We start from the raw sequence: 20492 nt of genomic DNA, 5'->3' as shown, positions 1-20492 counted from the left end.
TCAGGGGAGTGGAACGAACATGCAGGTAAGAGCCGATGAGATCGCAGCGGTCCTCGAGCGCCAGTTGGCGGGCTACGAGGCCGAGGTCGACGTCGCCGAGGTCGGCACCGTACTGAGCGTCGGTGACGGCATCGCCCGCGTCTACGGGCTGGAGCAGGCGATGGCCGGCGAGCTGCTGGCGTTCCCGAATGACGTCTACGGGCTGGCGCTGAACCTCGAAGAGGACCAGATCGGCGCCGTGCTGATGGGCGAGTCCCGCCTGGTCGACGAGGGCGACGAGGTCCGCCGCACCGGCCGCATCATGGAGGTGCCGGTGGGACCGGCGATGGTCGGCCGCGTGGTCGATCCGCTCGGCAACCCGGTCGACGGCAAGGGGCCGATCGAGGCCGCCGACAGTTACCCGCTCGAGCGGATCGCCCCCGGCGTCGTCGACCGCGAGCCGGTGTCCGAGCCGATGCAGACGGGGATCAAGGCGATCGACTCCATGATCCCGATCGGCCGCGGCCAGCGCGAGCTGATCATCGGCGACCGGCAGATCGGCAAGACGGCCGTCGCCGTCGACGCGATCATCAACCAGAAGGGCGGCGACGTGATCTGCGTCTACGTCGCGATCGGCCAGAAGCGCTCGACCGTCGCCCAGGTGGTCAAGACACTCGAGGACAACGGCGCGATGGAGCACACGATCGTCGTCTCCGCCTCGGCCTCCGAGCCGGCGCCGCTCCAGTTCATCTCGCCGTACGCGGGCTGCGCGATGGGCGAGTACTTCCTGTACAACGGCCAGCACGCGCTGGTGATCTACGACGATCTCTCGAAGCAGGCCGCGTCCTACCGCGAGGTCTCCCTGCTGCTCCGGCGTCCGCCGGGCCGCGAGGCCTACCCGGGCGACGTCTTCTACCTCCACTCCCGGCTGCTCGAGCGGGCGGCGAAGCTGTCGCGAGCCAATGGCGGCGGCTCGCTTACGGCGCTGCCTATCATCGAGACCCAGGCCGGCGACGTCTCGGCCTACATCCCGACCAACGTGATCTCGATCACGGACGGCCAGATCTTCCTCGAGGGCGACCTCTTCTTCTCCGGCGTGCGGCCCGCGGTCAACGTCGGCATCTCGGTCAGCCGCGTCGGCGGCAACGCGCAGATCGGCGCGATGCGGAAGAACTCCGGCACCCTGCGGCTCGACCTTGCGCAGTACCGGTCGCTCGCGGCCTTCGCCCAGTTCGGCTCCGACCTCGACCGCGTCACGCTGCAGCAGTTGGCGCGCGGTGAGCGGCTCGTCGAGCTTCTCAAGCAGGGGCAGTACGCGCCGCTGTCGATCGCGGACCAGGTGCTCTCGATCCTGGCGGGCACCCGCGGCGCGCTCGACGACCTGAAGGTCGAGGCGGTGCGGCCCTTCGAGGACTTCATGCACCGGCACTTCGTGAACGAGGAACCGGAGCTCCGCGACCGGATCCGCGCGGAGGGCAAGCTGAGCGACGAGCTGGACGCGCAGATCATGGAGGCGATCGGCCGGGCCTTCCAGCTCTTCGTGGCCGAGAACCCCGACGCCGCGCTGGAAGAGAACTAGAACGAGACGAACGGGAAGGTTCCGAGGTAGGCCCGAACGATGGCGAGCCTGATCGATCTTCGCCGGCGCATCCGCTCGGTGAAGAACACGCAGCAGATCACCAAGGCGATGAAGATGGTCGCCGCGGCGAAGCTGCGCCGGGCCCAGGACCAGATCCTCGCCACGCGGCCCTACGCCCTGGAGCTGCGAAAGGTCACGGAGCACCTGGCCGCCGTCGCGGCGGGCGAAGTCGAGCACCCGCTGCTGACTCCGCACGAGGGCGAAGGCGACGATAGGGCCGCTTCCGGAAAGACCCTGGTTCTCGTGGTCACGGGCGACAAGGGCCTGTGCGGAGCCTTCAACGCCCACGTCCAGCGCCGGACCGAGCAGGAGATGGCCGCCCTGAACGGCGGCGGCGAGATCCTGGCGCTCGGCAACCGCGGCGCCGACTTCTTCACCCACCGCGGCGCGCCGATGCGCGGCGCCCGCCGGGGCCTGTTCAAGGACCTGAACTACGGCACTGCCCAGGAACTCGCGGCTGAGGTCTCCAAGGCCTTTGCCGACGGCGAGTACGACGCGGTGTACGCCGTCTACAACGAGTTCATCTCGGTGCTCAGCCAGCGGGTGAGCTGGGAGCGCCTGCTGCCGATCGCCCGCGAGGACGTCCTCGGCGACGAGGGCGCGTCGGCGAACGGCCACCGCCCGTACCTGTACGAGCCGTCCGAGGCCGAGATCCTGAACGAGCTGCTGCCGCGTTTCGTCACCTTCCAGATCTACCGGGTGCTGCTCGAGTCGCAGGCGGCCGAGCACGCGGCCCGGATGACGGCGATGGACAGCGCGACGAAGAACGCCGGCGAACTGATCGACACACTGACCCTGCAATACAACCGCTCGCGCCAGGCCGAGATCACGACCGAGCTGATCGAGGTCGTGTCCGGCGCGAACGCCCTAGAGGGCTAGAGACAAGAGAGGCACAAACCGTGAACGACACGAACAACTCGTCCGGCGCTACCGGCAAGGTGGTCCAGGTGATCGGCCCGGTCCTCGACATCGAGTATCCGGCCGAGCAACTGCCCGAGATCCTGAACGCGGTCAGCGTCAAGAACGACGACGGCAGCATCGACCTGACCGCCGAGGTGGCACAGCATCTGGGCTCGAACCTGGTGCGCGCGGTGTCCATGCAGCCGACGGACGGCGTCGTTCGCGGCATGGAGGCCAAAGATCTCGGCGAACCGATCTCCGTGCCGGTGGGCGAAGCGACCCTGGGCCGGGTGCTGAGCGTGCTCGGCGAGCCGGTCGACACGCTGGGCCCGGTTGAGGCCCAGGAACGCTGGCCGATCCACAGGGAGGCGCCCGCCTTCGAGGACCAGGCGACGTCGACCGAGATGTTCGAGACGGGGATCAAGGTCGTCGACCTGGTGCACCCCTACACCCGCGGCGGCAAGACCGGCCTGTTCGGCGGCGCCGGCGTCGGCAAGACGGTCCTCATCCAGGAGCTGATCAACAACGTCGCGGTGCAGGGCGGCGGCTTCTCCGTGTTCGCCGGCGTCGGCGAGCGCACCCGCGAGGGCAACGACCTCCTGCGCGAGATGGTCGAGGCCGGCGTCGTCAACTTCGGCGAAGGCTTCCTCGAGAACTACGAGGAGACCGGCAACTTCGACCTGACGAAGGTCGACCACGGGGCGCTCAAGGACAGCAAGGCGGCGCTCATCTACGGCCAGATGACCGAGCCGCCCGGCGCCCGGCTGCGCGTCGGTCTTTCGGCGCTCACGGTGGCCGAGTACTTCCGCGACGTCGAAGGCCGTGACGTGCTGCTCTTCGTCGACAACATCTTCCGGTTCACCCAGGCCGGCTCCGAGGTGTCCGCCCTGCTCGGCCGGATGCCCAGCGCCGTCGGCTACCAGCCGAACCTGGCGACCGAGATGGGCGCCCTGCAGGAGCGGATCACGTCGACCAAGAAGGGCTCGATCACCTCGGTGCAGGCGATCTACGTCCCCGCCGACGACCTGACCGACCCGGCGCCGGCCACCGCCTTCGCCCACCTCGACGCGACGACGACCCTGTCCCGCGCGATCGTCGAGAAGGGCATCTACCCGGCGATCGATCCGCTCGACTCGACCTCCAAGATCCTCGAGCCCGGCATCGTCGGCGACGAGCACTACGCCGTCGCGCGCCAGGTGCAGCAGGTGCTCCAGCGCTACAAGGACCTGCAGGACATCATCGCCATCCTCGGCGTCGAGGAACTGTCCGAAGAGGACAAGCTCGTCGTCGCCCGGGCGCGCAAGATCGAGCGCTACCTGTCGCAGCCGTTCTTCGTGGCGACGCAGTTCACCGGCCTCGAAGGCCGCTACGTGAAGATCGAGGACACCGTCGAGGGCTTCAAGACGATCCTCTCCGGCGACCTCGACGAGCTGCCTGAGCAGGCCTTCCTCATGGTTGGCACCATCGACGAGGCGGTCGACAAGGGCAAGAAGCTCCTGGCGGCCTAGCCGGCGCAGAGGCGAAACCAGCGGAGCGAACGAACGTGGCCGGCTTGAACCTGATCCTCGTAACCCACGCCGAGAAGCTGCTCGAGATCGAGTGCTCGGACGTCGGTCTGCCCGGGCGCAAGGGCGACATGGGCATCCTGCCCGGCCATGCGGCGCTGATCAGCACCCTGCGCCCCGGCGAGCTCAGCTACCAGCCGGCCGACGGCGGCGCGCGCCGCTTCGTCGCCGTGGCGCCGGGCTTCTGCGAGGTCGCGGACGACACCGTGACCGTGCTGACCGAGACCGCGGAGCCGGCCGAGGACATCGACGCCGCTGCCGCCACGACCGAGCGCGACGAGCTGGCGGCGGAGTACGCCCGCGCCAGCTTCGAGGAGCAGGGTGCCCTGAAGGACCGCGTGGATACCGCGCAGGCGCGGGTCGACGTTTCGGCGCGGGCGTAGCGCCGCGGTAAAGGTCGCCGGCCGGCGGCTGTGTCTTTTTCGGGCTGCGCCGCTCCGCGGCTTCGCCCGCACAGTGAGCGCGCCGTCCTCGGTACGGCGCCCGCACACTGGGTGCGCCGGCGTCCCCGCCGGCTGCCGCCGCAGGCGGCCGGAGAAACGCGCCGCGAAGCGGCGACGACACTGGTCCGCAGACCGCGCGACTACCGCAACCTCCGCTCAATCCGCTCCAGCACGGCCCGCAGCGCCGCCAGTTGACGCGCAATCTCGTACAGGTTCCGCTCGATGCCGCGAGTGTCGGTCATGCCACCTCCAGCGTGCGGGTTCATTCCCGTCCGTCTGGAGGTCAAGCGAGTTCCATGCCGGATGAGAGTCTTGCAACCGGACGTCCGCCCACCCACGACAGCGCCCTCCGCTGCTACACTCCGCCGTCCGGGAGAGGTGCTGGAGTGGTCGAACAGGGCTGCCTGCTAAGCAGTTGTCCGGGGTGACTCGGACCGAGGGTTCGAATCCCTCCCTCTCCGCCAAGAAGACGACGAAAGAGACGGAAGATAGAGTGGTTAGTGGGATCGCCAGGCGTTGGAGTACCCATTTGTGTCCCACGTTTCACCGTCGATACTGGCTTGCACGTGCAAGCAGGAGAAGAGGCTAAGCTACGCCGAACAGTGGGAAGTTGGCGACAGTGAACCGCGTTGTACACTGTATGCTCCGCTGCTTGCCATGGCTGATTGGCTGTCGTACGGGGTGCCTCTTCCCCGTTGGAAGAACTATCTCCAGGAGGTTGCTCATGTTCAAGGATGTCTACTGCGAGACCCTTGAGGAGGTCTTTGAGGAGAAGCGCCGTCGCAAGGCGGATCCCGAAGGCAACGCCTACATCACCCAACACGAAGAGTCCCCATACGGTAGTGGCTACCGCGTCTACAGCATTCCAGTCGACATCTACGCCGATGAACTGGTGAAGCCGCTGCAACCAGGCGCCGGACTGGCTAGTGGCCGTAAGGCCGCGGCATACCGATGAGCGAAGACGAGGAGTCGCGAACCAACCTCGTCGTGCGCGAGGATTCAGAAGGCGGCGGCGCTCTACAACAGGAGCTTTGGCCCGAACTCCTCTCGCTAGAGCGGCAACGGATCGACAACGAGCGCCAGCGGGTCGATCTTGCGAGTCAGGTGATCGCCCTCAGGGATGCTTCCGACCAACGCCAGTACGAGTTCCACACCGAGAAACTCCGCCGCGACGACGACGACCGCAAGAAGAAGCGCCGCTTCGGCATGCGTCTCGTGTCGTGCCTCTTGGGGATCGGTGTCGCGTACGTTGGGCTTTGCCTGTACTTCCTGTTCTACGGCGACGAAGCTCAACGCACTTCGGCGATGTACCTCTTGGTCGGTCCTTCCGCGATAGTTGGCGGATACGGATTGCTTACCGCGTTCATCCGGGGACTCGACCACCTGTTCGGGCGCTGATTGTCGACCCGTGGTCCCCACGGAAGGGGGCCTCGCCCATGAGTGCCTTGGCAGGCCCGACCGAGTACACGTACCGCCGCGGCCCGCGGCGCGTCCATGCCACCGCCCACTATCGGCTGAACGCCCGCGCCCGGCCGGACAGGGTCGGAAGCGAACGGGCCTCGAAGCGTGCGTTCGTCCCAGCTTCTCGCTGAGGTAGCCGGCGGTGGCGGCCGGGTCCCGGTCGTGCATGTGGCCGGCGAAGCGAACAACCGCCTCCTCGGTCACGTCCTGCGGCGCGTCCGCCGCCGTCTTGTTCACGATGGCCCGGCCGCGCCATGCCTAGAGCACGGCCGCGTCGGTCGCCTGCACCTGGGAGGCGGGTGTAACGCGCCGTGGGCCCCACCTACGGTGTCTTCCGCCCGTCGCGGTGACCGCGATCAAGGGTCCCCACGGTCCAGCCAGGCCCAGGCCACCGCCTGCACCAGGACGCCGGCGTCTAGAGCCGCCACGGCGTCGGCCAACCCCGCCATACTCACGGTCAACCGCGGGGCGGAGTCTGCACTTCCGCGTTCGATACGCGCAGCCACGCCGCACGGCTTGGCCAAGTCCATTCTCGGCGGCCACAGCCGGATCGTCAGCACGTCGTAGCTCTCGTCCGCCTTCAACCGCCAGCCCCACCCAGAAACGCGGCTGTATCTCCGACCCTCCAGTACTTCGCCCAGGGCCACCTGCACCATGGGCTCGGAAGGCCCGGCCCGCTGCACCTCGCGGACCTGACCCGTCTCGGCCGAAACGTACAGCAGCGTCTCCATCGTTCCGTCAGTCGTCATTCCTCTGCGCCTCCGGATAGAAGCGCTGCCAAGACGCCGGCAGCGCCAGTCAACTCGTCGTGGACCAGAAAGCGAAGACCGAACGGTCCCTCGTCAGTGTCCAAGCGGCCACTCTATTGGGAGCCGCTGCCACCGTGCTCCGCCCAGGCACTGCGGGCGTACAGGCCGCCGTACTCCAGTTACTCGAGAACCCCCGACCCAGGCAGACTTGCACGGACGACCTCAGACCACGCTTCCAGAGCCTTGCGCCGCGCTTCAAGCAGGTCGGAGCGCTGGTAGGCGGCCTCGGCCTTGTCGCGGATCGCGTGAGCGAGACACGCTTCGGCGACCTCGCGAGAGACGCCGGTTTCGGCGCACCAGCCCCGGAAGGCCGTGCGGAAGCCATCCGGCACCGCCGGAACACCAAGCTCTCGGACCAGCTTCGAGAGCGCTTCGGACGACAGGGCCAGCCCGGTTGTGGACGGGAAGATCAGTCCGGAGTCGTCCGCCAGTTGTCGGGCTTCTTCGAGCACCGCGAATGCTCGAAACGACAGCGGAACACGATGCGGTCGACCGGCTTTCGTGCGCGCCGCCGGCACCGTCCACACCGCTTCGTCGAAGTCAACTTCGGCCCAGGTCGCTGCGCGAACCTCACCGGACCGTGCCGCAGTCAGGACCAGAAACTCGAACGCAAGCTTGGTGGTCATCCTCGCCTTCGACTCCCGCACCTTCGAGAGCGCCGTAGCGACTTCGCTCGGCGGCAATGCCTTGGAGTGCCGCTGCTGGCCGTAGTGCTTCGGTAGTGCGGCGCCTAGCGCCGGTCCGGCCGGATCGTCGGGCCGGTAGCTCTGCTCGATCGCCCACCGCATGATGGCGGCGATGCGCTGTCGCACCCGCCTCGCGGTTTCGGGCTTCTCGCTCCAGATTGGCAGCAAGACTGCCATCACGTCGGCGGTCGTGATCGTGTCGATCCGCTCCTGTCCTAGTCTCGGCATCGCGTAGTCCCTCAGGCTCGCCCGCCACTGCGCTTCGCTCTTGCTCCCCGGTCGCCACCTCGCGCGGCGAATCTTGATCACCTTCTCGGCCGCGGCCTCGAACGTCGGAACCGTGCGGCTGAGCGTCCGCGGATCGCCGCCGGCCCGCGCCAGCTTCCGGTAGCTGAACGCCCGCTCTCGTGCCTCTTTGAGGCTGGTGTACGGGTGCCCGCCCAAGCCTAGGTCCACCCGCTGGCCGCGAACAGTCCCGCGCCAGATCCACTGCTTGGAGCCGGATGGCTTCACCCGCAAGATCAAGCCGTGCTGGTCCCCATACTTGCCGGGGCGACTAACGGTGCGGACGAACTTTGCGCTCAGTTGTTTGGCCACGGTGGGGTGTCCCCTCTCGTGTCCCACGTCTTGGGCGAGACTACACGGAACCGTCTCGCGGCTTTGAGCTGCTCGACGACGTACCGCTCGGAGAAGCGGCCCGGTGCCTGTGGGCGGTCAAGGGGAGCGGCTGGCAGGGAATCTCCGAGCCACCGCGCGAGCTTCTTCGGCTCCGCGGCTGGTACTGCGAGGACCATTGAATGGCGGTCCTCGATGCCACTTTCCGGAGCCTCCTGCTAAGGAGCCGGCGTCGTTGCCTACAGCGCGTTACTGACAGGCAGGTGTAGAGGGGGAAGCCGCCACTGCGATTGCGGATCGTTGGTTCGGCCACCGTACGCGTTCCAGCAGGTACGGGGCGGCCGAAGATCGTCCCTTATGCCACCCCGTGGACGGTATCGACTTAGCCGCAGTCACACTCAGGAGGCACCCGCGCCTACCGGGACAGGGGGCGGTCTTTGAGCCGGTACCGACTAGCATTTCGGCGGACTTGATCTCTACTTGCGATTGCCTCACGCTTCACCACCGACCAAGGACCAGAAGTGTCACATCCTGTTCTGCTGTTCTGCCCCTACCTTCGAATGGACGAGCCTGTCACGTTCGCCGGCTGGGAAGTGGGACCACAGGAGTGCTTCCAGGAGCGCTGGGCCGATCCCCTGTTCAAGCGTCAGGCCCTCTCCTTCTTGAGCAAGTTCGTTGGAACAGACAGCAAGCCGATTAGAAACCCGGCAATTCTATGCAGGGAAGGGCGGTCACTAGACGGTGAAGCGGCGTCGCCGGAAGAGGTGGGGGCCCTCCAACTCTCCCTGGTCTTCGCATTCCTTGACGGCAACCCACGGAGCCGCCCCGATAACCGCGAGCACGGCTGGGCCATGGTGACGGCCGACAACGCGGACTTACACGCGTGGCCTATTGACCTGGAACAGGGACGCGTCATAACGAGCACCGGCTTCTTGGTGGAAACGCGCGCCGTCGCTCCCAGTGGCAGTGATCGCGGACTGGTCCTAAGCCCACCAGTCGACCTGCACATGCCTTCCTTTGCTTACAGCCCGGATCCTCTGATTCTGACTGGCATCTACGAGGCAGTTCTGGGATCACTGCGGTTTCCGGGCGCGAGTCGTGGTTCCGATGCGCTTCGAGTCGCTGTCGACTGGTTCGCCAGAGCCTGGCGGAACACTTCAACCGTAGAGTACGCGGAGCGGCTCGTGTACTTGAAGATAGCCTTTGAAGCGCTGACAGGCACGAGCAACAACTGGAAGAGCGCCCGCTGGCTCCGGGAGATGTTCGAGGCATTGCCGGACACAACGCGTGAGGACTCTGAGATCTTGGTTTGGTCGCCGGAGGAAGAGCCTGTTCACCCGCGGCACTGGAAGGACCGGTGGGGTCACGCTCAGTCCACACTCATCACCGACCTGGAGCACTGGTTCATGGAGTTCGGCAAAGCTCGGAACACGATCATCCATGAGGGTAGGGTGCCGGAACTGATGTACTCCGGTCCGAACTCCGCCTACGCCGGCTCGTTCTTTGCCACAGCCGAGTTCCTGCTCCGCGCAGTCATCAAGGTGCAGCTGTCGAAGCTCGGACACGACGACGCTTGGTGGCCCCGGCTTTGGAGGGTCAGCGACGACGTCTAGGAGAGACAAGTCGATCGTTGAAACCGTGCGGCCTCGACCGCCATCGGAGGAAGGCGGAGGCACCCTCGGGGCTCTCGTTGGCATCCCGCCAGTAGCAGCCAGGGTGGGGCGGCGATACGGGCGCGGGTAGTCTCGATTCGCTTTTGGTGTTCGAAGCCTCAGGCCAGGCCTATCGACTGATTGGAAGCCCGGCCCACAGTGGTACCGTCCGCCGGTGCGCCTTGAAGACCTCCAGCCACGCTGCACCGTCCGTGGCGTTCACCCTGACGAGCCGGTCGAGGTCGTCAACGTCCGTTGGCACGGTTCGGAGGCGATCGAGCTGACCTACAAGAAGCTGGACGGCGATGTCGCCGCCGAGCTTCTCTACCGTGAAGACGAGCCCAGGCTGGAGCTTGTCGAGGAGGGTCGAGCGTGGTCTTTCGACGGGGACGGCGCCCTGTTTCGGTTGGTTTCCGAGGCGCAGCGCATCCGGCTCGCGCATCTGTTCGACCGGGTGTTGGCGGTCCACACCTCCGTCGTCGATCCGTTGCCGCATCAGATCACCGCCGTCTACGAGTCGATGCTTCCGCGACAGCCCCTCCGCTTCCTCCTCGCCGACGACCCGGGGGCAGGCAAGACGATCATGGCGGGTCTACTGATCAAGGAACTGATCGCGCGGGGCGACCTGGAGCGCTGCCTTGTGGTTTGCCCTGGCGGTCTGGCCGAGCAGTGGCAGGACGAGCTGTACAGCCGGTTCCATCTCCCGTTCGAGATCCTGACGAACGACAAGTTGGAAGCCGCTCGTACGCGGAACTGGTTCCTCGAAGCGAACCTCGTCATTGCCCGCCTGGACAAGCTGTCGCGAGACGAAGACGTTCAGCAGAAGCTGAAGGTGCCGGAGGCCGAGTGGGACCTTGTGGTCTGTGACGAGGCGCACAAATTCTCGGCGACGTACTTCAGCAACGAGATCAAGTACACGAAGCGCTACCGGCTGGGCCAACTCCTCTCCGGCCTGACTCGCCACTTCCTGCTGATGACGGCGACGCCGCACAACGGCAAGGAGACGGACTTCCAGCTGTTCATGGCGTTGCTTGACGGCGACCGCTTTGAGGGCCGCTTCCGCGACGGCGTTCACACCACGGACGTTTCCGACCTGATGCGGCGTATGGTCAAGGAGCGGCTGCTCAAGTTCGACGGCAAGCCGCTGTTCCCCGAGCGGATCGCCTACACCGTGCCCTTCCGGCTGTCCGACGAGGAAGCCCGTCTCTATGCCGCGGTCACCGCCTACGTGCGCGAGGAGTTCAACCGGGCTGAGGCACTTGCAAACGCGAAACGAGCCGGCACCGTTGGCTTCGCTCTGACCATCCTGCAGAGGCGACTGGCTTCTTCGCCCGAGGCCATCTACCGGTCCTTGCGACGCCGGCGCGAGCGACTTCAGAGCCGCCTCCGCGAACTCGAGGTTCTCCAGCGCGGAGGCCAGCACTCCCTTGTCATGAGGTTTCTGGCCCCTGAACTCGACGAGGACGACCTCGAGGATCTCGCCGACGCACCCGAGGAGGAAGCTGAAGACGCCGAGGCGCAGATTCTCGACCAGGCCACGGCGGCTCAGTCGATTGCAGAACTGAAGGCTGAGATCGAGACTCTGAAGGAACTCGAGGCGCTGGCTCTGAAGGTGCGCCGCGCCGGCCAGGACACGAAATGGCGAGAACTGGCCGCCCTGCTGGCCGCGATCTTCACACCCTCGGGCCGCGCGGATCAGATCGGTGAACGGACGACGCCCCGCGGGTCGGGTCCAGTACCGCCGCCTCTGTCCTCGCCGGGCCAGAAGCTCGTGCTCTTCACGGAGCATCGCGACACGCTGAGTTACCTGTACGAGCGGATCAGCACCCTCCTGGGACGTGAAGGCTCGGTGGTCGTGATCCACGGTGGCGTCGGCCGCGAGAAGCGCCTGGAGGTCCAAGCGGCCTTCCAGTACGACCCGGAGGTCCAGGTGCTGCTGGCGACCGATGCCGCTGGCGAGGGGATCAATCTGCAACGGGCGCATCTGATGGTCAACTACGACCTTCCGTGGAACCCGAATCGCCTGGAGCAGCGCTTCGGCCGCATCCATCGGATTGGTCAGACGGAGGTTTGCCACCTCTGGAATCTGGTCGCTCAGGACACCCGCGAGGGCGATGTCTACCGGCGGTTGCTGGAGAAGCTGGACCAGGCGCGAGAGGCGCTCGGTGGGCAGGTCTTCGACGTACTAGGCAAGTTGGAGTTTGAAGGGCGTCCCTTGCGCGACCTGCTGCTTCGAGCGATCCGCTATGGGGAACAGCCGGAAGTGCGCGCCCGGCTCGACACCGCCGTGGACCACGCCCTCGACCACGATGCGCTGCAGGAGTTGCTGGAAGAGCGCCAGTTGGCGCACGACGCGATGGACGCTTCTCGCGTGCAGCGGGTCCGGGAGGACATGGAGCGTGCCGAAGCGCGACGCCTGCAGCCTCACTACATCCGGTCGTTCTTCCAGGAGGCGTTCAAGCGGCTAGGAGGCAAACTCTGGCAAAGGGAGCCGGGCCGCTTCGAGGTGACGAACGTGCCAGCGTCTGTCCGGCACCGCGATCGAATGATCGGGATTGGCGCTCCGGTACTGCCGCGATACGAACGGATCGTGTTCGAGAAGCCGCTTGTGGCGCCACCCGACCAGCCGCTTGCGAACTTCGTCTGTCCGGGCCATCCGCTGCTCGACTCAGTCATCGATCTGACGCTTGAACGCCACCGCGACCTCCTGCGGCGTGGTGCGGTCCTCGTGGATGAGAGAGACGACGGTACGGAACCACGCGTGCTGTTCTCCATCGAGCACTCCCTGCAAGACGGCAACACCACCCGTAGCGGTGACCGGCAGGTCATCTCCAAGCGAGTTCTCTACGTCGAACTCAACGCCGGTGGAGTCGCGCGCCATCTGCACTACGCGCCGTATCTCGACTATCGGCCGCTGGATGACGGCGAGCCGACGGTTGATGAACTTCTCGACCGGCCCGAGTGCCAGTGGATCGACCGGGACCTCGAGCAGAAAGCCCAGGCGTACGCGGTCGCGAACGTCGTCCCCGAACATCTCAAGGAGATTCGGGATGCTCGACTCGAGTTGATCGCCAAGACCGAGGCTGCGGTGAAGGAGCGTCTGACCAAGGAGATCAACCACTGGGACCATCGAGCCGCGCAACTCAAGCAGGCCGAAGAGGCTGGGAAGACCGGCGCCCGGCTCAACTCGGGCGAAGCGCGCCGGCGGGCAGACATGCTGCAGGGCCGTCTCCAGAAGCGATTCCAGGAACTGAACCGAGATCGACAGATCTCTCCCCGACCTCCCCTCGTACTCGGTGGCCTGCTGGTCGTGCCCCGCGGTCTCATCGAAGCGATGTCAGAAGGCCCGAGCCCGACGGTCGAGCGACGGGATACGCAGAAGGCTGCCGCCGAGGCGCGCAGACTCGTGATGGAGACCGAGCGCGGACTCGGCTTCAAACCAGTCGACCGTGAGGTCGAGAAGCTCGGCTACGACATCGAGAGCAGGGACCCGGCCACCGGAAGGCTGCGGTTCATTGAAGTCAAGGGCCGGGAGAGCGATGCCTCGACAGTCACGGTCACCAAGAACGAGATCCTCTACTCGTTGAACAAGCCGGACGACTTCATCCTCGCCATCGTCCTCTTCGACGGCAGAGATCGTCCACCCGTTCGCTACGTGAGACAGCCGTTCCAGCGTGAGCCCGACTTCGGTGCCGCCAGCGTCAACTACACCCTGCGCGACCTCCTCGCCAAGGCCGAGGATCCGCGGTAGCTGCGTCGCCCCTGCGTCTGCGTCAAGTGCATTGGACACCGGACGGCACTAGACTCGCGCCCTTATGGCCACAACGAATCACGAGCGCGTCGGTAAGGCGCTCGATCTCCTGAAGGCGGGCCTTGGCCCGTTCGTCGACCGCGAGCTGAAGCGCGCGATCAAGAACAAGCGTGTCGACGCCGGCGTCCTGAACTGGTTCGACGATCCGAACCTGCGCAAGCGGCCCCTGACGGAGTGGGACGTCGCCGCCCTGCTCAAGCTGATGTGGGACAACTGGAGAATGGTCTTCCAGGATGTCCTGGGGCCCGCCGAACGCGGCTTTGTGGGCGAACTACGCGGGCACAGGAACCGCTGGGCGCACCAGGAGTTCTTCTCCAGCGACGACGCCTACCGGGCGCTCGACACGGCGAATCGCTTGCTGACGGCTGTATCCGCAAAGGAGGCGGCCGAACTCGACAAGCTGAAGATGGAACTGCTCCGGGTCCGGTTCGATGAGCAGGCGCGTGGTCAACGGCGGCGACAGGCGAGCCTGGCCGTCGAGAGCGCAGCCAAGAACCTCAAGCCGTGGCGGCAGGTCGTGACGCCGCACCAGGACGTGGCCAGCGGCCGCTATCAGCAGGCCGAGTTTGCCGCCGACCTCTGGCAGACCTATCTTGGCGAAGGGAGCGAGGAGTACCGGGACCCGGTGGAGTTCTTCCGCCGCACATACCTGACCGAGAGCCTCAAGAGAATGCTGGCTGGTGCCGTGCAGAGGCTAGCCGGCCTGGGGGGCGACCCGGTAGTGCAGCTACAGACGAACTTCGGTGGCGGCAAGACCCACTCGATGCTCGCCCTCTACCACCTTTGTTCTGGCGTTCCCTTAAACGACCTGTCCGGTGTCGAGGCAGTTATGCGGGAGGTCGAGGCGCCGGATCTGCCGACCGTCAAGCGTGTCGTGCTGGTCGGCAACCGCATCTCGCCCGGCAATCCCGACACCAAGCCGGATGGCACAGTCGTGAGGACGCTATGGGGTGAACTCGCTTGGCAACTCGGTGGTGCAGAGGCGTATGCCCGCATCGCCAAGGACGACGAGCACGCCACGAGCCCAGGTGATGTTCTGCGGAAGCTCCTGGTCGAGCACGGCCCTTGCCTGATCCTGATTGACGAGTGGGTCGCCTACGCGCGACAGCTTCACGATCAGAGCGATCTCCCCGCTGGCAGCTTCGAGACGCAGTTCACGTTCGCGCAGGCGCTGACCGAGTCCGCGAAGCTGGCCGGCAACTGTCTTCTCGTGGTCAGCCTGCCAGCATCGGACACCTCTGCCTCCCCGCACACTCAGGCCGACGATGTCGAGGTAGGTGGCCAGCGCGGCCGTGAAGCTCTTGACCGGCTGCGCAACGTGATCGGCCGCATCGAGTCGTCCTGGCGGCCCGCGAGCGCCGAGGAGGGGTTCGAGATTGTTCGCCGGCGGTTGTTCGAGCCTTTCGCCGACTCAGCGCAGTTCACAGACCGCGATGTAGTTGCGCGGGCGTTTGCCGATCTCTACCGAGGCCAGCAACATGAGTTTCCACCCGAGTGTCGAAACGCGGACTACGAACAACGTCTGAAGGCGGCCTATCCCATTCATCCTGAGATCTTCGACCGCCTCTACTCGGACTGGTCGACCTTGGTGACCTTCCAGCGGACCCGCGGCGTGCTGCGATTGATGGCGGCGGTCATCCACAGCCTCTGGCAAAAGGGCGACAGCAGCCCGCTCATCCTGCCGGCCAATCTCTCGATCGACGATCCACGGGTGCAGTTCGAGCTGACGCGCTACCTGCCGGAGAACTGGGTTCCCGTGATCGAGAAGGATGTCGACGGACAGCAGGCCCTTCCGCAGCGGATCGATGGCGACGTAGCGAACCTGGGCAAGTTCTCCGCCTGCCGGCGCGTGGCGCGGACCGTGTACCTGGGCTCTGCTCCCAGTGCGGGCTCAGCCCAGCGCGGCCTCGAGGACCGCAGAATCAAGCTGGGCTGCGTGTTTCCTGGGGAGTCGTCGGCGGTCTTCGGGGACGCCTTGCGGCGGCTCGCGGCCAACGCGACCTACCTCTACCAGGACGGAAGCCGCTACTGGTACGACACGCGGGCTACCGTCACGAAGCTGGCCGAAGACCGCGCCGAGCAGTTGCGTCGAGAGCCGGACAAGGTTGCGCAGGCGATCGTCGCGAGTCTGCGCACGGCCCTGCGAGAGACCGCCGGCTTCAGCCGCATTCACACGGCTCCACAGTCTGGCCACGAAGTGCCGGACGAACGTGAGGTCCGCCTCGTGGTCCTCGGCATCGATCACGGGTACCGGAAGGAACCGGGATCCCCCGCGGAAACAGCCGCTGCAGCCATCCTCGAATCTCGGGGCGCCTCGCCGCGGCTGTATCGCAACACCCTTGTCTTTCTGGCGCCCGACCAAACCCGGTTACAGGACCTCGACGAAGCGGTTCGCCGTGACTTGGCGTGGGAGTCCGTACTCGCGGAGCGAGAAGCACTCGATCTTTCCCCGCACCAGGTCAAGCAGGCGGAGACCCAGCGCCGAGCCGCCGCCGAGGCCGTCACGGCCCGGCTGCCCGAGACGTACCAATGGTTGCTCGCGCCGGTGCAGAAGGACCCCGCTGCGCCGGTGTCTTGGGAGACGACCCGGCTCTCTGGCCACGGCGCCCTCGCGGTTCGAGCCGCCAACCGTCTGAAGAGCGACGACGTACTTGCCTCCACGTTCTCCGGCACCCGCCTGAAGATCGAACTTGAGCGGGTTCCGCTGTGGCGTGGCGAGCATGTATCGATAACGCAGCTCATCGAGGACTTCGCGCAGTATCTCTATCTGCCGCGTCTCCAGGATCCGGCTGTGTTGCTAGGGGCCGCAGCGGACGGCGTGGTGCTGCTGACCTGGGAGAAAGACACGTTCGCTTTCGCGGATAGCTTCGACGAGGAGTTGGGCCGGTATCGAGGACTCCGTGCCGGCCAAATTGTCCCGCTGACGGATCCGGCGGCTCCGGGGATTCTGGTCAGACCAGCCGCCGCCCGGCAGCAGCTTGACGCGGAAGAAGAACCAGTTGCGCCTCAGCCCCCCAAGGGCGGCGATCCAGTCGGTTCCGACGAGCCCCCAACTCCCGACCCGATCCCGTCACTTGACCTCGGCCCCAAGCGCTTCCATGGCAGCGTCTCGCTCGACGCGACTCGCGCCGGTCTCGACGCGAGTCGAATCGCAGAGGAAGTGATCACCCATCTCTCAGGCCTCGTCGGGGCGAACGTGACGGTGACCTTGGAGATCGAGGCCGACATACCGGAAGGGGCGCCGGACCATGTCGTCCGCACCGTGACGGAGAACAGCCAAACGCTGAAGTTCAACAGTCACGGTTTCGAGCGGGAGTAGTCGGAGGGTCGCCGCGCCCCGGGAGCCACTGGGACACAGCCTTAGCGTCGAGGCGGCGCGGGTTCCGCCCAGCATCTACGACGGTCGGGGGCCTTGACGGACGCTGGCCAGTTCGAAGACGCTCATGGCGGCTTGGCCAAGACGGAGCACAGCGTCGGCCAGGTCCTTCGCGCGTGTGTCGATGCGGAGAGCGCCATGATGCTGTTCGACGCCGGCTTTGCGGAGGATTTCTTCCAGGCGCGTTCGGTGTTCTCCCACAAAGAGCACGTCGACATCGTTGTCATAGCTGGCGTGCATGACGGTGTGGCCGCGGTCGGAGAGACGCAAGTAGCCGTCTTCCGTCTCGGTCGCCGTTATGGGAAGCCTGTCCCCGTCGGGGAACGCGAACTGAGTGCGGAGCATCCAGGCGCCATCAGGACGTCGTGAGAATTGGACTCCCTCCGGGAGTTCAGTGAGCAGGCGGTTTGCCGCGTCGAGATCGAGAGCCACGAAACGACGGCGGTCAGAGTTCCATCTGTTCGGGCTCGGGTTCGGGCTCGCGAGATTGGGCCAGTCGCATGATCTCCGGCCAGCTTTGCACTAGGCCGTTGTAGGACAAGGCGTCGCCGGCACGCTTCTTCCGTTCGCACACCGTGTACAGGCGGTAGCAGAGTTCACGGGCCGTATCCGCGAACCCGCCCAGCTTGGCGACCAAATCTGCTGCACCCGTTTCGCCGTCGGACTCAAGAACGCGGATCAGGTGGTGGACCGCCTCCCAGGTGGTGAGGCGCGCGTCCGTGATGGGATCCCAGGTGTCGGGTAGCTCCTTGGGCGACAACAGGCGGACCTTTCCGCCGCGGGAGTCGAGGATCCCGGCCTCGACCATCCCCGCTACGGCCGTGTTCTTGGCCTTGGAGAGCGTCTCCGCAACGCCGTAGTCCCCCTCGGCGAAGCCATGCTGCTCGAACCACGCCAGTGCCCATCGGCTGTCGGCGTCGAAATCGCCTTCCTGCTCGGCCAGCACTTCATCGAGGACCTGGTTGATCAGCGCGAGCGCTTCCCTGACCGGCACGACCTCTCCCGATGCGTCGAGCACCTTCGCGTAGCGTGTGTAAACGGCCATGCCGGGGCCGATGGCCGCCTGGGCGAGGTCGACAGGGGCGACGTTGCCGGATTGAAGAAGGCGAAGAGCGTGGGGGAGTTGGGCGCGGAGTGCGGCCAGAAGCTCACGACGAGTGGCGAGCGGAGCATCGGCCGGGCGCGGCCGGCAGACGAGGACGATGCTAGAGGCGAGGGCGTTGGTGCCGATGCTTATCGATCTTGCCCCTCTCTCCGTACGTATTGGCCAAGTACCGGTGATCGCAAAGCCTGATCGGATGACGGCGCCGAGGAACGTCTCCCACCCCGTGCTAGCCGTTCCGATGCTTCCCTTCCTCTCCGACTGCTTGAAGGCGTAGTAGATCGTGACCGGAAACCCCGAATGCGCTTGCCCTGCGAGCCGCCCAATCGCCTCTGTCATGCCCTCAAGGAAGAACGACTCAGCAGCTGCCTTGCTCCCGTGACGATAGGGCGTGGCAACAAGCTCCTCGGCCTTCGGAACCGCCAGCGTGGCGAACAGCTCGGGAAAGACCGACTTGAGAGAGCGGCGGAGCCAGACGTAGAAGTAATCCGACAGGTCCGCATAGCCGATGTTGTCGTAGTAGGGAGGGTCTGTGGAGACGAGGGCCTGACGCGCAATAGTCTGCCGCGCTGCATCAGCCTGGACCGCGCAACCGGTTTGCGTGGACGTCGCCCCTGGCAGGGAATCCAGCGCCTTCGAGATCCACTCCACCCCCGCAAGCCAGTTACCGCTAGTCGCTCCAAAGGGAGGAGCCTCGGCGTAGTCCCATGTCATCGGAAGGGCTTGCCGTGCGAACGTGCCACGGATGAAGCCTTCTGCGGGTGTAGCGATGGTCGACCAGTAGTTCGAAGCGTAGTCCACTGCAAACGCCAGATACACCCCTACCGCCTCGGCATACGCGGTCGCACCGGTGCCGCCGTCGCGCAGTGGTCGGCCGTCGTCGGAAAGACCGGCGGCCGCCGCGTCGAGGCGAACGCGCTCCGTTGCCTCCCCCACCAAGTCGGAGAAGGTCGTCAAGGCCACGAGTTGACGCGGAGTGAAGAGATCGCCGAAGGACGTTAGTCCGTAGTTTGGAGTCTTGAAGTCCCTCGGGTTGTCCGGTAGTGGCATGTCGGGCTTCCAGGACGCAGCGATGGCGCCCGCTACGCCTTCGTGCTCTGGCGTTGGGCTGAGGTAGACACGCTCTCGGTCACCCTCGGCCACGATGGCCATTAGACGTTCAGCCATGGCGCCTGCTCGCCCTTGTGCGCGAATGTGCTCGTAAGAGACAGGAGTGCCGGGAAGCCCGGACATAAGGCACCGAAACGCTCGTCGTTTCCCTGCCGTTGTACCTTGCTTCGCGGTCGCCACGTCTGGTGGCTGCCCCGCCCGGACCTCGAACCGGTAGGCACGGCCCTGAATCACCGGCTCGACATACGCCTCCTTGCCCCTCTTCGTTGACAACATGAACGTCGAGACGAGTGGCACGTTCACGTTGGCAAATGCCGGATTCGGGCTCTTCACGGTACGCGCCCAGAGCCAAGCGATCACGGTCAAACGCAGGCCCTCGTACTGCTTCAGGTCGGAGCGCTCCCGGACCATCGCAGGGGTAACCTCAACCTGCGGATAGAGATGGCCGACCCGCCTCTGAGCTTCGTCCCGCATCCAACGACCGTAGTAGCGGACGTCCTCGGCCAGGCCCTGCGCGCCGCGCCACCGCCGAGCTACGACGGCTGGCTCCTTCCGAGACTCCAGATTCACCGGCTCCCGACCGCCAAACATCGGCGGAATCTCGATCATTGCCTTGTTGATCAAGACCGCTACCGGGTTCAGGTCGCTGGAATGCGCCTCCAGACCCAGCCGTTGCGCTTCGAGCGGCAATGCTCCGCCCCCGGCGAAGGGATCGTGGAAGGCGGGGAGCTTGTGACGGTCGAACAGTTCCTTCGCGTGCGGGTGGTCGGCGTTCTCGGCGCAGGCGCGCCGCCAGCTCCGCCAGATCTCGGTCGTGGCCTGGTCCAGCAGCTCTTCATTGGTCGTGTTCTCCCACTTCACGAGCTCCCTGAGAATCCCGAACAGCCGCTCACGTTCAAGCTCCGCTGCGACATCGGCCAGAGCCTGCCGATCGTCCGAAGCGCCGGAGTCCGTGCCGACACTTGACCTTGCCTTCGCGCGGCGCTTCTTCAACTCTCCATGCACGGCTCGCTTCTTAGCCGGGTCCGACAGCAGCACGTCGACGTACTCCGACGGATCGTCCACCATCTGCGCGAAGATGACCGCCCGAGCGGCGGCCAACGGCCTTCGAGCCCACCACAGGTGCAAGGTCGACGGATGTCCGTGCCGAATCGACTTCTCCCTCGCTGAAGCCGCGTTGATTGCATCCAACGGCAACGCCACCTCGATCAGCTTCTTACGCAACTCCATTCTCCTTGATTCTGGCGGCGATGACCAATTTAGGCGGTCGGAATCCAGAAGCGGTCACTCCCGCAGTCGGTGCACGACAAGACGGCTGCCCTACATGACGACACTGGCAACTGC

Annotated in this window: 13 protein-coding genes and 1 tRNA gene; 10 read left to right on the top strand and 4 right to left on the bottom strand. The window is 65.7% G+C overall.

Annotated elements, in window-relative coordinates; genetic code table 11:
* Positions 1 to 19: 19 nt before the first annotated feature.
* The 7 genes from atpA to OXI49_17535 all read left to right on the top strand — a co-directional run bounded on the left by atpA (position 20) and on the right by OXI49_17535 (position 5924).
* On the top strand, positions 20 to 1558 hold the full coding sequence (atpA, locus tag OXI49_17565) for a F0F1 ATP synthase subunit alpha (GenBank protein MDE2692309.1): 1539 nt from the start codon (positions 20 to 22) through the stop codon (positions 1556 to 1558).
* Positions 1559 to 1597: 39 nt separating this feature from the next.
* On the top strand, positions 1598 to 2497 hold the full coding sequence (gene atpG / locus OXI49_17560; GenBank protein MDE2692308.1) for an ATP synthase F1 subunit gamma: 900 nt from the start codon (positions 1598 to 1600) through the stop codon (positions 2495 to 2497).
* A 20-nt stretch (positions 2498 to 2517) separates the two neighbouring features.
* Complete coding sequence (atpD, locus tag OXI49_17555; protein MDE2692307.1) at positions 2518 to 4026, top strand: F0F1 ATP synthase subunit beta; 1509 nt, start codon at positions 2518 to 2520, stop codon at positions 4024 to 4026.
* 35 nt (positions 4027 to 4061) lie between these two features.
* On the top strand, positions 4062 to 4466 hold the full coding sequence (gene atpC / locus OXI49_17550; GenBank protein MDE2692306.1) for an ATP synthase F1 subunit epsilon: 405 nt from the start codon (positions 4062 to 4064) through the stop codon (positions 4464 to 4466).
* Between the two features lie 432 nt (positions 4467 to 4898).
* Positions 4899 to 4990 (top strand) — tRNA-Ser (locus OXI49_17545).
* A 260-nt stretch (positions 4991 to 5250) separates the two neighbouring features.
* Positions 5251 to 5481 (top strand): hypothetical protein, encoded by a 231-nt coding sequence (locus tag OXI49_17540; GenBank protein MDE2692305.1) that lies wholly within the window; start codon positions 5251 to 5253, stop codon positions 5479 to 5481.
* The gene (locus OXI49_17535; protein MDE2692304.1) at positions 5478 to 5924 is read left to right on the top strand and encodes a hypothetical protein; all 447 of its coding nucleotides are present in this window, start codon (positions 5478 to 5480) and stop codon (positions 5922 to 5924) included. Before OXI49_17540 ends, OXI49_17535 begins: the two co-directional genes overlap by 4 nt.
* A 419-nt stretch (positions 5925 to 6343) precedes the next feature.
* Here OXI49_17535 and OXI49_17530 read toward each other — a convergent pair whose 3' ends face one another.
* Both OXI49_17530 and OXI49_17525 read right to left on the bottom strand, forming a co-directional pair.
* Positions 6344 to 6736 (bottom strand): hypothetical protein, encoded by a 393-nt coding sequence (locus OXI49_17530; GenBank protein ID MDE2692303.1) that lies wholly within the window; start codon positions 6734 to 6736, stop codon positions 6344 to 6346.
* A gap of 179 nt (positions 6737 to 6915) precedes the next feature.
* Positions 6916 to 8079 carry a tyrosine-type recombinase/integrase gene (locus OXI49_17525; protein MDE2692302.1) on the bottom strand — a complete coding sequence of 388 codons (1164 nt, stop codon included), beginning with the start codon at positions 8077 to 8079 and terminating at the stop codon, positions 6916 to 6918.
* 578 nt (positions 8080 to 8657) lie between these two features.
* Here OXI49_17525 and OXI49_17520 point away from each other — a divergent pair.
* The 3 genes from OXI49_17520 to OXI49_17510 all read left to right on the top strand — a co-directional run bounded on the left by OXI49_17520 (position 8658) and on the right by OXI49_17510 (position 16879).
* Positions 8658 to 9710, top strand: a complete 1053-nt coding sequence (locus tag OXI49_17520; protein ID MDE2692301.1) for a hypothetical protein — start codon at positions 8658 to 8660, stop codon at positions 9708 to 9710.
* 214 nt (positions 9711 to 9924) lie between these two features.
* Positions 9925 to 13500 carry a helicase-related protein gene (locus OXI49_17515; protein ID MDE2692300.1) on the top strand — a complete coding sequence of 1192 codons (3576 nt, stop codon included), beginning with the start codon at positions 9925 to 9927 and terminating at the stop codon, positions 13498 to 13500.
* Positions 13501 to 13564: 64 nt separating this feature from the next.
* On the top strand, positions 13565 to 16879 hold the full coding sequence (locus tag OXI49_17510; GenBank protein MDE2692299.1) for a Swt1 family HEPN domain-containing protein: 3315 nt from the start codon (positions 13565 to 13567) through the stop codon (positions 16877 to 16879).
* A 75-nt stretch (positions 16880 to 16954) separates the two neighbouring features.
* Here the strand turns inward: OXI49_17510 and OXI49_17505 are convergent, their stop codons facing one another.
* Together OXI49_17505 and OXI49_17500 are read right to left on the bottom strand one after the other, a co-directional pair.
* The gene (locus tag OXI49_17505; GenBank protein ID MDE2692298.1) at positions 16955 to 17368 is read right to left on the bottom strand and encodes a DUF1828 domain-containing protein; all 414 of its coding nucleotides are present in this window, start codon (positions 17366 to 17368) and stop codon (positions 16955 to 16957) included.
* A gap of 13 nt (positions 17369 to 17381) precedes the next feature.
* A complete protein-coding gene (locus tag OXI49_17500; protein ID MDE2692297.1) occupies positions 17382 to 20372 on the bottom strand; it encodes a DUF1156 domain-containing protein in 2991 nt (996 codons plus the stop codon).
* Between the last annotated feature and the right edge of the window lie 120 nt (positions 20373 to 20492).

The organism is Acidobacteriota bacterium (assembly GCA_028875725.1).
Taxonomy (GTDB): domain Bacteria; phylum Acidobacteriota; class Thermoanaerobaculia; order Multivoradales; family Multivoraceae; genus Multivorans.
Note: the sequence above shows the minus strand (reverse complement) of the source record. Positions and strands in the feature narration are given on the sequence as shown.

Bases quoted from the DNA above. Each gene is read 5' to 3' on its own strand.
- OXI49_17510 (MDE2692299.1), top strand. From the start codon at position 13,565: ATGGCCACAACGAATCACGAGCGCGTCGGTAAGGCGCTCGATCTCCTG.
- atpG (MDE2692308.1), top strand. From the start codon at position 1,598: ATGGCGAGCCTGATCGATCTTCGCCGGCGCATCCGCTCGGTGAAGAAC.
- atpA (MDE2692309.1), top strand. From the start codon at position 20: ATGCAGGTAAGAGCCGATGAGATCGCAGCGGTCCTCGAGCGCCAGTTG.
- OXI49_17540 (MDE2692305.1), top strand. From the start codon at position 5,251: ATGTTCAAGGATGTCTACTGCGAGACCCTTGAGGAGGTCTTTGAGGAG.
- OXI49_17535 (MDE2692304.1), top strand. From the start codon at position 5,478: ATGAGCGAAGACGAGGAGTCGCGAACCAACCTCGTCGTGCGCGAGGAT.
- OXI49_17520 (MDE2692301.1), top strand. From the start codon at position 8,658: ATGGACGAGCCTGTCACGTTCGCCGGCTGGGAAGTGGGACCACAGGAG.
- OXI49_17530 (MDE2692303.1), bottom strand. From the start codon at position 6,736: ATGACGACTGACGGAACGATGGAGACGCTGCTGTACGTTTCGGCCGAG.